General features: G+C 67.0%; 11 protein-coding genes and 1 pseudogene. 10 read left to right on the top strand and 2 right to left on the bottom strand.

The genetic code is table 11. The annotated features are described in order from the left end of the window. Positions 1–11 precede the first annotated feature (11 nt). Positions 12–1,217: a penicillin-binding protein activator gene (locus ACT009_RS15615; RefSeq protein WP_445194118.1), complete on the bottom strand. Its 1,206-nt coding sequence runs from the start codon at positions 1,215–1,217 to the stop codon at positions 12–14. Here ACT009_RS15615 and rsmI point away from each other — a divergent pair. The 3 genes from rsmI to gshB all read left to right on the top strand — a co-directional run bounded on the left by rsmI (position 1,216) and on the right by gshB (position 3,536). Continuing rightward, complete coding sequence (gene rsmI / locus ACT009_RS15610) at positions 1,216–2,064, top strand: 16S rRNA (cytidine(1402)-2'-O)-methyltransferase (RefSeq protein ID WP_445191978.1); 849 nt, start codon at positions 1,216–1,218, stop codon at positions 2,062–2,064. The genes ACT009_RS15615 and rsmI overlap by 2 nt on opposite strands. 71 nt (positions 2,065–2,135) lie before the next feature. After that, a complete protein-coding gene (locus ACT009_RS15605; protein ID WP_445191977.1) occupies positions 2,136–2,516 on the top strand; it encodes a YraN family protein in 381 nt (126 codons plus the stop codon). A 51-nt stretch (positions 2,517–2,567) separates the two neighbouring features. After that, positions 2,568–3,536 (top strand): glutathione synthase, encoded by a 969-nt coding sequence (gshB, locus tag ACT009_RS15600; protein WP_445191976.1) that lies wholly within the window; start codon positions 2,568–2,570, stop codon positions 3,534–3,536. Positions 3,537–3,546: 10 nt separating this feature from the next. On the opposite strand, the gene ACT009_RS15595 is transcribed toward gshB, so the two are convergent. Then, positions 3,547–3,864, bottom strand: a complete 318-nt coding sequence (locus tag ACT009_RS15595) for a 2Fe-2S iron-sulfur cluster-binding protein (RefSeq protein ID WP_445191975.1) — start codon at positions 3,862–3,864, stop codon at positions 3,547–3,549. Positions 3,865–3,933: 69 nt separating this feature from the next. On the opposite strand from ACT009_RS15595, the gene ACT009_RS15590 reads away from it, so the two are divergent. The 7 genes and pseudogenes from ACT009_RS15590 (at position 3,934) to glgC (ending at position 13,607) form a co-directional block, all read left to right on the top strand. After that, positions 3,934–4,557, top strand: a complete 624-nt coding sequence (locus ACT009_RS15590; RefSeq protein WP_445191974.1) for a DNA-3-methyladenine glycosylase family protein — start codon at positions 3,934–3,936, stop codon at positions 4,555–4,557. A gap of 393 nt (positions 4,558–4,950) precedes the next feature. After that, positions 4,951–5,379: pseudogene (locus ACT009_RS15585) on the top strand (PEPxxWA-CTERM sorting domain-containing protein); the annotation flags it as partial. Between the two features lie 203 nt (positions 5,380–5,582). Continuing rightward, complete coding sequence (locus tag ACT009_RS15580) at positions 5,583–6,098, top strand: YciE/YciF ferroxidase family protein (RefSeq protein ID WP_445191973.1); 516 nt, start codon at positions 5,583–5,585, stop codon at positions 6,096–6,098. Between the two features lie 213 nt (positions 6,099–6,311). Beyond that, entirely contained in the window at positions 6,312–7,610 is a 1,299-nt protein-coding gene (locus tag ACT009_RS15575) for an Nramp family divalent metal transporter (protein ID WP_445191972.1), read from the top strand. Between the two features lie 99 nt (positions 7,611–7,709). Then, positions 7,710–10,136: a glycogen/starch/alpha-glucan phosphorylase gene (locus tag ACT009_RS15570; RefSeq protein ID WP_445191971.1), complete on the top strand. Its 2,427-nt coding sequence runs from the start codon at positions 7,710–7,712 to the stop codon at positions 10,134–10,136. Next, a complete protein-coding gene (gene glgB / locus ACT009_RS15565) occupies positions 10,133–12,286 on the top strand; it encodes a 1,4-alpha-glucan branching protein GlgB (protein ID WP_445191970.1) in 2,154 nt (717 codons plus the stop codon). Before ACT009_RS15570 ends, glgB begins: the two co-directional genes overlap by 4 nt. A gap of 58 nt (positions 12,287–12,344) precedes the next feature. Then, positions 12,345–13,607: a glucose-1-phosphate adenylyltransferase gene (glgC, locus tag ACT009_RS15560; protein ID WP_445191969.1), complete on the top strand. Its 1,263-nt coding sequence runs from the start codon at positions 12,345–12,347 to the stop codon at positions 13,605–13,607. Positions 13,608–13,687: the final 80 nt, after the last annotated feature.

The following is a 13,687-nucleotide window of genomic DNA, read 5'->3' as shown; positions in this document are numbered from 1 at the left end:
ACGGGAGCGACCTAATTACCGAACCCACTCGGCGCGGGGGAGACCGTGACCAGCGCGCCGCCGCGGACCTCCTGGACCTCCAGCGCGCGGTCAGCGATGCCGTCGCGGCCGAACCGGAACGCTCCGTCGATGCCGGAGAACCCGTCGGGGTCGCGCAGCTTGGTTTCCGGGAAGGGACGTCCGACCGGCCAGTCGCGCGCGATGCGAACGGTCAGCAGCACGGCGTCGTAGCCGAGGCTCGACAGGCGATAGGGCGAGGCGCCGAAGCGGGTGCGGTATTTGGTCGCATATTGGCGGTAGAGCGTGTTCGACACGCTCGCGAACCAAGCGCCGGACAGCGACGGCTTGGCGGCGAGGCCAGCCTCCGAATTCCACAGCTCGGTGCCGAGGAGGTGGGTACGCGCCCCGCCGCCGCGGCGAATCAGCGGCGCCGCCGCCGCCGCGGTCGCGCCGTTGTCGGCGATCAGCACCGCGTCATAGGGCGCCTTGGCGCCCAACCGCGACACCGCGCCCGCGACTCCGCCGGCAACCCGGCCATAGGTCTGCATCGACACGACCTGCCCGCCCGCGGTCTCCACCGCGCGCAGGAAGGCGGTGGAGGCGCGCTCGCCATAGACCCCGTTGGGAACCACCGCGGCGAACGTCAAAACGCCGCGGCCCCGCGCATAGGCGACGACGCGCTCGATCGACTGGGTGGGCGCATAGCCCATCAGGTATGCGCCGCTGCCCGCGACGCTAGAATCGTTGGAGAAGCTCAACACCGGCACGTTGGCGGCGCGCGCGATCGGCGCCACCGCGCGGACGTCGTCGGCGAGCAGCGGCCCGAGGATGAGTTGCGCGCCCTCGGCGATCGCGCGGCGGGCGGCGGCGGCGGCGCCACCGGCGGTGTCGTAGTTGGTGATGCGGACCTTGTCGGTGCCGGTGTCGAGCACCGCGAGCATCGTCGCGTTGGCGATCGACTGGCCTACCCCGGCGTTACCGCCCGACAGCGGCACCAGCAGCGCGACGCGGTTGCGCGCGGTGTCCCGCGGGATGCCCGCCTCGACCGCATCGGGGCGCGTGTCGGCCGCGACCGGACGTTCGGCGGGGACCACCGGCCCGCGCGGGATGACGGTGGAGCATGCCGCAAGCAGCCCGGCGGCGGCGATCGCCACCCAGCGGCCGATCTGCGCGCGCTTGCCCATGCGCTGTTGTGCAACCCTTGCGGGCTCTGCCATGACGGTCATCGTGAATCCTCTCGATCCCGGGCTCTATATCGTCGCCACCCCGATCGGCAATCTCGGTGATCTTTCGCCGCGTGCCGCCGACATACTTTCGCGCGCCGACGTGATCGCGGTGGAGGACAGCCGGGTGACCGCGGGGCTGCTCCGCCATGTCGGATCGAAGCGACCGATGGTCCCCTATCACGATCACAATGCGGAAGGGGTACGGCCGGGGCTGGTCGCGCGGATGGCGCACGAGGCGGTGGCGCTGGTTTCCGATGCAGGGACGCCGCTGATCTCCGATCCCGGGTTCAAGCTGGTCCGCGACGCGCGGATAGCGGGGCATACGGTGGTGACGATCCCCGGGCCGTGCGCGGCGGTGGCGGCGCTGACGCTGGCGGGGCTGCCGACCGATCGGTTCCTCTATCTCGGCTTCCTGCCGCCCAAGGAGAAGGCACGCGCGGAGGCGATCGCGGAGGTATCTGCGGTGCGCGCGACGTTGGTGCTTTACGAATCAGGGCCTCGGCTGGGCGCGTGCCTCGCGGCGCTGGCGGCGGGGCTCGGCGACCGCGAGGCGGCGGTGACGCGCGAGATCACCAAGCGGTTCGAGGAGGCGGTGACGGGATCGCTGACGATGCTGGCGGCGCGCTATGCCGATGCCCCGCCCAAGGGCGAGATCGTCGTGGTGGTCGCACCGCCCGGCGAGGCGGCGCCCGCGAGCGAGGCCGACGCCGACGCCGCGCTGGCGGAGGCGCTGACGCGGCTGACGGTGTCACAGGCGGCGGGCGAGGTCGCGAAGGCGCTCGGGCTGAACCGCAAGCTGCTGTACGCGCGGGCGCTGGCCATGAAGACCAAGGGCTGAAAGCTCTTTCGCGTAGCAGGGTGGAAAGGGTACGCTTGCCCGCTTCGTCGCTCTCCGCCACCCTCCTGTCCATGCCCCGTCCACCTCGCTCTCGCAGCCTCAGCGATCGCCGTGCCGCGGAGGCTGCCGGGCGCCGAGGGGAGCGGATCGCGGGGTGGTGGTTGCGGCTGAAGGGATGGCGGATCCTCGACCGGCGGGTGCGGACGGCGGCGGGGGAGGTCGACATCGTCGCGCGGCGGGGCAATCTGGTGGCGTTCGTCGAGGTAAAGGCGCGCGCGACCGAGGCCGAGCTGGACTTCGCGATCGACGAACCGCGGCTGGCGCGGGTCGCGGCGGCGGCGGAGATGCTGATGGCGCGCTATGCGGGGCCCGGCGACGACATTCGCATCGACGTGATCCTGGTGGCACGCGGCGCGATGCCGCGGCACATCGAGAACGCCTGGATCGGGTGACTTCGCGGCGCGGCGACCCTACATGCGCCGGCGAACGAGGAGAGTTGCCGCATGAGCCTGACCGTCGCCGTCCAGATGGACCCGCTCGCCGGCATCAACATCGCGGGCGATTCGACCTTCGCGCTGATGCTGTCGGCGCAGGCGCGCGGCCACCGGCTGTTCCACTATGGTGCGGAAGATCTGAACTACGAGGCGGGCCGGGTGTGGGCGCGAGCGCATCCGGTGACGGTGCAGCGGGTAGTGGGCGATCACTTTGCGGCCGGCGAGCCGGTGTCGATCGATCTCGGGGCCGAGGCCGATGTGGTGCTGATGCGGCAGGATCCGCCGTTCGACCTCGGCTACATCACCGCGACGCATCTGCTCGAGCGGATCGCGGATCGCACGCTGGTGGTCAACGATCCGGTCGAGGTACGCAACGCGCCCGAAAAGATGTTCGTGCTCGATTATGCGCGGTTCATGCCGCCGACGCTGATCACCCGCAGCCTGGAGGAAGCGCGCATCTTCCTCGCCACGCATGGCGCGATCGTGGTCAAGCCGCTGCACGGCAATGGCGGCAAGGCGATCTTCAAGGTCGAGCGCGACGGCGCCAACCTGTCGGCGCTGATCGAGGTGTTCAACATGACCTGGCGCGAGCCGCACATGCTCCAGGCGTTCCTGCCCGACGTGGCCAAGGGCGACAAGCGCATCGTGCTAGTCGACGGCGAGGTCGCGGGCGCGATCAACCGGCTGCCCGGCGCGGGCGAGATCCGGTCCAACCTCGCGGTCGGCGGATCGGCGGTGAAGACCGAGCTAACCGACAAGGAGCGCGAGATCTGCGCCGCGCTCGGCCCCGAATTGAAGAGGCGCGGGCTGATCTTCGTCGGCATCGACGTGATCGGCGGCGAATGGCTGACCGAGATCAACGTCACCTCGCCGACCGGGATCGTGGCGATCGAGCGGTTCGACGGCACCGACGTGGCGGGGATGATCTGGGACGCGATCGAAGCCAAGGTGCGGCGCCGACCGACGCCGCACGCGTGACGCCTGGCGATCAGTCCTCCGCGGCGATCGTCACCTTCAGGCCGTCGAGCGCCGGGCCGAACGCGATCTGGCACGACAGGCGTGAATTGGCGTCGCGATCGCTGGTAGAATCGAGCAGGTCGTTCTCGTCCTCGCTCATCGCCGGCAATTTGGCCGCAAAATCCGGGTCGACATGGACGTGGCAGGTCGCGCAACTGCAGCACCCGCCGCACAGCGCCAGCAACTCGTCGATCCCGGCGTCGCGGATCACCTCCATCACCGACAGGCCGGTCTCGCCCATGATCTCGCGTTCTTCCCCCTCGCGCGTGACGACGATAAGCTTCGGCATGATCAACTCCCTGAAATTCGATGTTGCCCATGCAGTGCAGCACGAATGCGATCAAGTGGCCGAACACCGGTGGGGCTGAGCGCCGCGCAACTCACCGCGTCGCTCGACGCACTCGCGATCGGCGAGCCCGCCTTCGCCGCAGCGCTGGCGCGGGTAGGCTATCCGGCGCCGCGGATCCGGGCGCGCGGCTATGCGACGCTGCTGCGGACGATCGTCGGCCAGCAGGTGAGCGTGAAGGCGGCGGACGCGGTGTGGCGCAAGCTGGAGGCGCTGGTCGGCGACCCGACCGATCCACGGGCGGTCGCGGCAGCGAGCGACGAGGATCTTCGCGCCTGCGGTTTTTCGCGGCAGAAATCGAGCTACGCGAAAAGCCTCGCCGAAGAAGTGACGAGCGGGCGGCTCGATCTCGCCAACCTGCCTGAGGACGACGAGGAGGCGATCGCGGCGTTGGTGCGGGTGAAGGGGATCGGACGCTGGTCGGCGGAGATCTATTTGCTGTTCGCCGAGGGACGGGCCGATATCTGGCCGGCAGGCGACCTGGCGGTGCAGATCGAGGTGGGCCGCATCCTCGGCCATGAGGCACGCCCGAGCGAAAAGCTGGTGCGTGAACTGGCGGAGCGGTGGCGTCCGCATCGCGGCGCTGCAGCGATCTTCGCCTGGCACCATTATGGTGCCGAAAGCGATCCTGTTTAAGGCTGCGTTGGTGTTTCTGCCCCTAGGCATCACGTTGCGGCGCACCATCAGTTTTGTGCCATCGCGGGACAGAGCGAAAACCATATGCGCCGGATCAATGGTGCACTGCGGAACCTTTCGTTAACTCATGACTTGCGATGTGAACCTCCCAGTCACTCGATCGTGACCGGCGGGCCATCAACAGGAGATTAGTTAATGCGTTTGATGAAGCTCGCCCTCGCGGCGACCGCGCTCTGTGCGCTCCCTACCGTTGCGAACGCAGCGGTCATCGGCTCTGTCGGCGGCAACACCGGGTCGTATTCGACCCTCTCGTCGGCAGGCCTCGACGGCGGCGCGACTGCGACGCTGACCGGCGGGACCGTCTACAATTCGGATCTCCCGTTCGCGGACATCCCCAAGGGCGGCGTCTATGGCGGCAACTTCCTGGCGGCAGGCGTTCTCGCCGGTCAGCCTGCGGTGCTTACCTTCCTCGCGCCGATCAAGTCGCTTAGCTTCCTGTGGGGTTCGCCGGACACGTACAATGTCGTGACCGTGTTCAGCAGCCTGGACACCTACACGTTCAGCGCGGCCGGCATCGGCTTCGGCGTGACGAACGGCAACCAGGCGTTCTCGCAGTATGCGCAGTTCGTCGCGGACGCCGGTGAGACGATCACGGGTATCTCGTTCAGCAACAACCCCGCGCGCGACGCATTCGAAGTCGCGAACTTCAGCGTGACCGCGGTGCCCGAGCCCGCCACCTGGGGCATGATGCTGGTCGGCTTCGGCATGGTCGCCGGCGCGTCGCGCTATCGTCGTCGCAACACCAAGACCGTCTACGCCTGAGACTCCCTCTCTACAGTAGAAGCGAAGCCGTCGGCCGAAAGGTCGGCGGCTTTTCGCTGTTCGGTGAGCAACCTTATCGCTTGTCTCGTGGTCGGTCCCTGATTCGATCGCGCAGAACCAGCGAAACCATGTCGAGCCCCGCCCGTTGTGAACCCGAACGCCGGCCGAACACCGCCGGCATCATTTCGCACAGGAGAATCGACATGGGCTTGTTCAGCAAGGAAATCGCGACGTTCGAGGATCTGTTCCTGCATCAGCTGCAGGACGTCTATTATGCCGAGAACCAGATCACCAAGGCGCTGCCGAAGATGATCGAGAAGGCGACCGCGCCGGCGCTGAAGAAGGGTTTCGAGACGCATCTTCGCGAGACCGAGGGCCAGATCGAGCGGCTGGAGCGGATCTTCGGGCTGATCGGCGAGAAGGCCAAGGCAGTGACCTGCCCCGCGATCGACGGCATCATCAAGGAGGCCAACGAGGTCGCGGGCGAGATCGCCGACAAGGCGGTGCTCGACGCGGCGTTGATCGCGTCGGCGCAGGCGGTCGAGCATTACGAGATCACCCGCTACGGCACGTTGATCGCTTGGGCGAACCAACTCGGCCGCAGTGAAGTCGCCGCGATCCTGAAGGAAACGCTCGACGAGGAATACGCCACCGACGACAAGCTGACCGCGATGGCGACCGGCAAGATCAACGCCAAGGCCGAGGCGGTGACCGCCTAATCATCGGTTCGCCGCACGCCTACGCCGCTTCATGACGATTTGGCAGCGGAGCGCATAGCGGCGGATTGCGCAGCCGATCGTCTTCGGTTGTACTCCCTTCCGTCACTACGGGCCGAAGGCGGTTCCCCCCCGGGGAGCCGCCTTCGGTTTGTCGGGCGGGTGCGACGCGCAAGACGCTTGCCCGCCCCTGCCCGCTCCGCCAGAGCACGCACGATGCCGCCGACCACCGTCTCTCACCCCGGCCTCTCGCACGGCGAGACTCACCGTTCGATCGCGGTCCCCAAGGGCGGACCGTTCTGGCGGCGCCTGGGCGCGTATATGGGTCCGGGTTTCCTCGTCGCGGTCGGCTATATGGACCCGGGCAACTGGGCCACCGACATCGCCGGCGGCTCCGCATTCGGTTATACGCTGCTGTCTGTCGTGCTGCTGTCGAACCTGATGGCGATCGTGCTGCAGGCGCTGTCGGCGCGGCTCGGGATCGCGGCGGGGCTCGATCTGGCGCAAGCGTGCCGCGCCTATTGCTCGCGGCCGGTGTCGTTCGCGCTGTGGGTGCTCGCCGAGATCGCGATCATCGCCTGCGACCTGGCCGAAGTGCTCGGCACCGCGATCGCGCTGAAGCTGTTGTTCGGGATCGATCTCGTCTGGGGCGTGATGCTGACCGCGCTCGACGTGTTCCTGATCCTGGCGTTGCAGCGCTACGGCTTTCGGAAGCTGGAGGCGTTCATCGTCGCGCTGCTGCTCATCATCGCGGGCTGTTTCGCGTTCGAGCTGTTCCATGCCGCTCCGGACATGGGCGCGGTGATGGCGGGGCTGGTGCCGACGTCGGGAATCGTCACCGATCCCGCCAAGCTCTACCTCGCGATCGGCATCCTCGGCGCGACGGTGATGCCGCACAACCTCTACCTCCATTCGTCGATCGTGCAGACCCGCGCGTTCGAGGACAAGCGCGAGGCGGTGACGCTGGCGACGATCGACAGCACCGTCGCGCTGGGGCTCGCCTTCTTCATCAACGCCGCGATCCTGGTGGTGGCGGCGGCGACCTTCCACACCGCGGGGCGCACCGACGTCGCCGAGATCGACGAAGCGTACCGGTTGCTGTCGCCGATGATGGGCGTCGGCGCGGCCAGCGTGGTGTTCGCGGTGGCGCTGCTCGCCTCGGGCCAGAACTCGACGGTCACCGGTACGCTTGCCGGGCAGATCGTAATGGAGGGGTTCCTCAATTTGCGCCTGCCGCTTTGGGCGCGGCGGATGGTGACGCGGCTGATCGCGATCGTGCCGGCGGTGTTCGTGGTCGCGGCGACCGGCGATACCGGCGCGACCAAGCTGCTGGTGCTGAGCCAGGTGGTGCTGAGCCTGCAACTGCCGTTCGCGGTGGTGCCGCTGGTCGCATTCACCGCGCGGCGATCGATCATGGGCGAGTTCGCGAGCGCGATGTGGCTGCGGGTGCTGGCGTGGACGATCACCGCGGTGATCATCGCGCTGAACGTGACGCTGTTGTGGGGGATGATCTAACGATCGGGACGGTCCAGCGCGGCGTGACACCGATTAGCCGGTGACATTCCCCCTGCGCTGTCGTCTAACCCGCGGACCATCCATGATGCCGGACCGCCCGTGAACGTCACCGCTGCCGCCGCTACGCCGACCGACCCACTCGCAGATCGAATCCTCGACGCGCTGATCCACCGGATCGGCAAGGATCGCGACGCTGCCCGCCCCCATGACTGGCTGGCGGCGACGATCCTGACGATCCGTGACGAGATCATCGACCGCTGGATGGAATCGACCAAGGCGGCGCATGCCGCGGGGGCGAAGCGGGTCTATTATCTCAGCCTCGAATTCCTGATCGGCCGGCTGCTGCGCGATGCCTTGTCAAACCTCGGCCACAACGATGCGGTGCGCGATGCGCTGGCGACGCTTGGGGTCGATCTCGCCGAGATCGAGGAGATCGAGCCGGACGCTGCGCTCGGCAACGGCGGGCTCGGACGACTGGCGGCGTGCTTCATGGAGAGCCTCGCAAGCCTCGAGCTGCCCGCCTATGGGTATGGCATCCGCTATGTGAACGGCATGTTCCGCCAGCGGATCGACGACGGCTGGCAGATGGAGCTGCCCGAGACATGGCTGGCGCACGGCAACCCGTGGGAGTTCGAACGTCGCGAGAGCGCGTATTTCGTCGGCTTCGGGGGCGAAGTGGTCGCGCACGACAATGGCCAGGTGCATTGGAGCCCGGTCGAGGCGGTCGAGGCGGTGGCGGTCGATACTCCCGTCGTCGGGTGGCGCGGGAAACGGGTCAACACGCTGCGGCTGTGGACCGCCAAGGCGTTCGATCCGATCAAGCTCGATAAGTTCAACGAGGGCGATTTCCAGGGCGCGCTGTCGGGGCAGATGCGCGCGGAGACGCTGACGCGAGTGCTCTATCCGAACGATTCGACCCCGGCGGGGCAAGAGCTGCGGCTGCGGCAGGAGTATTTCTTCTCGTCGGCGTCGATCCAGGACATCGTCCGGCGCCACGTCCAATATTTCGGCGATATCGCGACGTTGCCGGACAAGGCCGCGATCCAGCTCAACGATACCCACCCCGCGGTGTCGGTCGCCGAGTTGATGCGGCTGCTGACCGACCATCACGACATGGCGTTCGATGCGGCGTGGGACCTGACGCGGCGGACCTTCGGCTATACCAACCACACGCTGCTGCCCGAAGCGCTGGAGAGCTGGCCGCTGCCGCTGTTCGAACGGCTGCTGCCGCGGCACATGCAGATCGTCTACGCGATCAACGCGAAGCTGCTGCGCGAGGCGCGCGCCAACGCCGATGTCGACGATCGCGCGATCGCCGCGATCAGCCTGATCGAGGAAGGCGGCGAGCGCCGGGTGCGGATGGCGAACCTCGCCTTTGCGGGATCGCACAGCGTCAACGGCGTCGCCGCGTTGCACACCGCGCTGATGAAGCAGACGGTGTTCGCGGATCTCCACCGGATGTATCCGGATCGGATCAACAACAAGACCAATGGCATCACCCCCCGCCGCTGGCTGCAACAATGCAACCCGGCGCTGACCGCGCTGATCCGCGAGGCGATCGGCGATGGGTTCTGCGACGATGCGGAGAAACTGCCCGCGCTCGCCGCCCACGCCGACGATGCTGCGTTCCGGGAGCGTTTTGCCGCGGTGAAGCGTTCGAACAAGGTGGCACTGGCGGCATATATCAAGGACAGCATGGGATTGCGGCTCGATCCCGACGCGTTGTTCGACGTCCAGATCAAGCGCATCCACGAGTATAAGCGGCAGTTGCTCAACATCGTCGAGACGGTGGCGCTGTACGACCAGATCCGCAGCCATCCCGAGCGGGACTGGACGCCGCGGGTGAAGCTGTTCGCGGGCAAGGCGGCGTCGAGCTATCACAACGCCAAGCTGATCATCAAACTCGCCAACGACGTGGCACGACGGATCAACGCCGATCCGTCGGTGGGCGACCTGCTGAAGATCGCGTTCATTCCCAACTACAACGTCTCGCTCGCCGAGAAGATCATCCCCGCCGCCGACCTGTCCGAACAGATCTCGACCGCGGGAATGGAAGCATCGGGCACCGGCAACATGAAGTTCGCGTTGAACGGCGCTTTGACGATCGGGACGCTCGATGGCGCCAATATCGAGATCAAGGACCGGGTCGGCGACGACCACATCTTCATCTTCGGCATGACCGCGGACGAGGTGGCGGCGAAGCGCGCCGACGGTTACCGACCGCGCGACGTTATCGACGCCTCACCCGAGCTCGCGCAGGCGTTGGCTGCGATCGCGTCGGGGGTGTTCTCGCCCGATGATCCCAAGCGCTACGAAGGGCTCGTCGCGGGGCTGTACGACCATGACTGGTTCATGGTCGCGGCGGATTTCGATGCGTTTGCGGGTGCACAGCGTGCGGTCGATGCGCGCTGGCAGGATCGCGCGGTGTGGACCCGGTCGACGATCCACAACGTCGCCAATGTCGGCTGGTTTTCGTCCGACCGCACCATCCGCGACTATGCGCGCGAAATCTGGGGCGTGATGTGAAGCCGCCCGAAGGCGCCCTGACCGCTTTGCTCGAGGGGCGTCACGACGATCCCTTCTCGCTGCTCGGCGTTTTCGGCGGACCCGACGGCACGTTCGCACGGGCTTGGATTCCCGGCGCGGAACAGGTCGAGGCGCATGATTTGGGCGGCGGGTCGCTCGGGGCGCTGACGCGGATCGACGGACGCGGATTGTTCGAAGGCGCGATCGACGGCACGCCGCAGCCGGTACGGTACAAGGCGCAGGGCGGCGGTGCGGAATGGTCGGTGACGGATCCGTACAGCTTCGGGCCGGTGCTGGGCCCGGTCGACGACGTGCTGATGGCGGAGGGCACGCACATGCGGCTCTACGATAAGATGGGCGCGCACCTGATCGACCATGAGGGCGCGAGCGGCGTCCATTTCGCGGTATGGGCACCGAACGCGCGGCGGGTAGCGGTGGTCGGCGATTTCAACGATTGGGACGGCCGTCGCCACACGATGCGTCGCCGCGGCGATGTCGGGGTTTGGGAGATCTTCGTTCCCGACATCGGCGAGGGCAAGGGCTACAAGTTCGAGATCGTCGGGCCCGACGGCACGGTGCAGCCGCTGAAGGCCGATCCGTTCGCGTTCGCGAGCGAGTTGCGCCCGGCGACCGCGTCACGCACCACCCTGCCCGCGACGCATGTCTGGGGCGACGACGAACATCGCAAGCATTGGGCGTCGGTGGATCCGCGGCGCGTGCCGATGAGCATCTACGAGGTCCATGCCGGATCCTGGGACCGCGACGAAAACGACTGGTTCCTGACCTGGGATGCGCTGGCCGACCGGCTGATCCCCTATGTCGTCGACATGGGGTTCACCCATATCGAATTCATGCCGATCAGCGAGCATCCCTATGATCCGAGCTGGGGATACCAGGCCACCGGCCTGTACGCGCCGTCGGCGCGGTTCGGCGATCACGAGGGCTTCGCGCGGTTCGTCGACGGTGCGCATCGTGCCGGTATCGGCGTGCTGCTCGATTGGGTGCCCGCGCATTTCCCGACCGACGTGTTCGGGCTGGCGAAGTTCGACGGCACCGCGCTCTACGAGCATGAGGACCCGCGGCTCGGCTTCCATCCCGACTGGAACACCGCAATCTACAATTTCGGGCGGCGCGAGGTGGAGAGCTTCCTCGTCAACAACGCGCTGTTCTGGCCCGAGCGATACCATGTCGACGGCCTGCGGGTCGATGCGGTCGCGTCGATGCTGTACCGCGACTATAGCCGCAAGGCGGGCGAGTGGATCCCGAACGAGAGCGGTGGCCGCGAGAATTGGGAAGCGGTCGAGTTCCTGCGCGCGATGAACAAGGCGGTGTACCGCGAGCATCCCGGCGTGTTCACGATCGCGGAGGAATCGACCAGTTGGCCCGGCGTGTCGCGCCCCGCGCACGAGGATGGACTGGGTTTCGGCTTCAAGTGGAACATGGGCTGGATGCACGACACGCTCCAGTATTTCGCGCGCGAGCCGGTGCATCGCCAGCACCACCATGCCGAGATTACCTTCGGCCTGGTCTATGCCTTCGACGAGAATTTCGTGCTGCCGCTGAGCCATGACGAAGTGGTGCACGGCAAGGGATCGCTGCTGACCAAGATGGCGGGCGACGATTGGCAGCAATTCGCCAATCTACGCAGCTACTATGCGTTCATGTGGGGCTATCCCGGCAAGAAGCTGCTGTTCATGGGGCAGGAATTCGCGCAGCGCCGCGAATGGAGCGAGGCGCGGGCGCTCGACTGGGACCTGTGCGGCAGCGCCGCGCACGAGGGCGTCCGCAAGCTCGTCCGCGACCTGAACCGCGTCTACCGCGAGCACCCGGCGCTGCATGCCCGTGACTGCGAGGGCGAAGGCTTCGATTGGCTGATCGGCGACGATGCCGCGAATTCGGTGTTCGCCTGGGTACGCAAGGCGCCGGGCGCCAAGCCGGTGGTGGTGATCGCCAACCTGACTCCGGTCGCGCGCGCGCCCTACCGGGTGCCGATGCCGCACGACGGCCGCTGGTGCGAAATCATCAATTCGGACGCGCTCGCCTATTGGGGATCGGGTTGCGGCAATCTGGGTTGGGTAGAGGCGAAGGACGGCGCGGCGTGGGTGACGCTGCCGCCGCTCGCGACGATCATGCTGGAGTTCGAGGGGTGACCGGGGCGCGCCGGAAACCACGGGATCAACGTCAACGATAAGCGCAGGAGACACGAGGATGGATCACAGGAAGGGACAGCCGCTCGCGCGCGACGCGATGGCCTATGTTCTCGCCGGCGGGCGCGGCAGCCGGCTCGCCGAGCTGACCGATACCCGCGCCAAGCCTGCGGTCTATTTCGGCGGTAAGAGCCGGATCATCGACTTCGCGCTGTCGAACGCGCTCAACAGCGGCATCCGCCGGATCGGAGTCGCGACCCAGTACAAGGCGCATTCGCTGATCCGGCACCTCCAGGCAGGCTGGAACTTCCTGCGCACCGAACGCAACGAAAGCTTCGACATCCTGCCCGCGTCGCAACGCGTGTCGGAGCATCAATGGTATGAGGGCACCGCCGACGCGGTGTTCCAGAATATCGACATCATCGAGAGCCACGGTCCCGAGTTCATGGTCATCCTGGCGGGCGACCACATCTACAAGATGGATTATGAGATCATGCTCCAGCAGCATTGCGACAGCGGTGCCGATGTCACCGTCGCCTGCATGGAAGTGCCGCGGATGGAGGCGGTCGCGTTCGGCGTGATGCATGTCGACGAGCAGGACCGGATCATCGATTTCGTCGAGAAGCCCGCGGATCCGCCGGCGATCCCCGGCAGCCCCGACACCGCACTCGCCAGCCTCGGCATCTACGTCTTCAAGACCAAGCTGCTGATCGAACAGCTCCGCCGCGACGCCGCGACGGAAGGGTCGAACCGCGATTTCGGCAAGGACCTGATTCCCTGGCTGGTCGAGCACGGCCATGCGCAGGCGCACCGCTTTGCGGCGTCGTGCGTGCGCTCGACCGAGGAGCCGGGCGCCTATTGGCGCGACGTCGGGACGGTCGATGCCTATTGGGCAGCCAATCTCGATCTGACCGACGTGGTGCCCGAGCTGGATCTGTACGACCGCAGTTGGCCGCTCTGGACCTATTCGGAGATCACCCCGCCCGCCAAGTTCGTCCACGACATCGACGGCCGCCGCGGTTCGGCGGTGGCGAGCCTGGTATCGGGCGACTGCATCGTGTCGGGCGCGTCGATCCACCGAAGCCTGTTGTTCACCGGGGTCCGCGCGCACAGCTTTGCGATGCTCGACGAGGCGGTGGTCCTACCGCACTGCCATATCGGCCGGGGTGCACGCCTGCGCCGGGTGGTGATCGATCGCGGGGTGGTGATCCCCGATAGTCTCGTCGTGGGCGACGATCCGGTGATCGATGCGCAGCGCTTCCGCCGAACCGACAAGGGTATATGCCTGATCACGCAGCCGATGATCGACCGTCTGGACCTTTGATGCGCGTCGCCGAATTGCCGTGCTCCTGCGGGGGCAGGCGCCCAGGGCCGCGGGCGTTGGCGTTCGTGGCTCTGGGTTCC

The sequence above is a fragment of the Sphingomonas sp. Tas61C01 genome (assembly GCF_052567495.1).
This window is presented reverse-complemented; position numbering and strand designations above follow the sequence as displayed.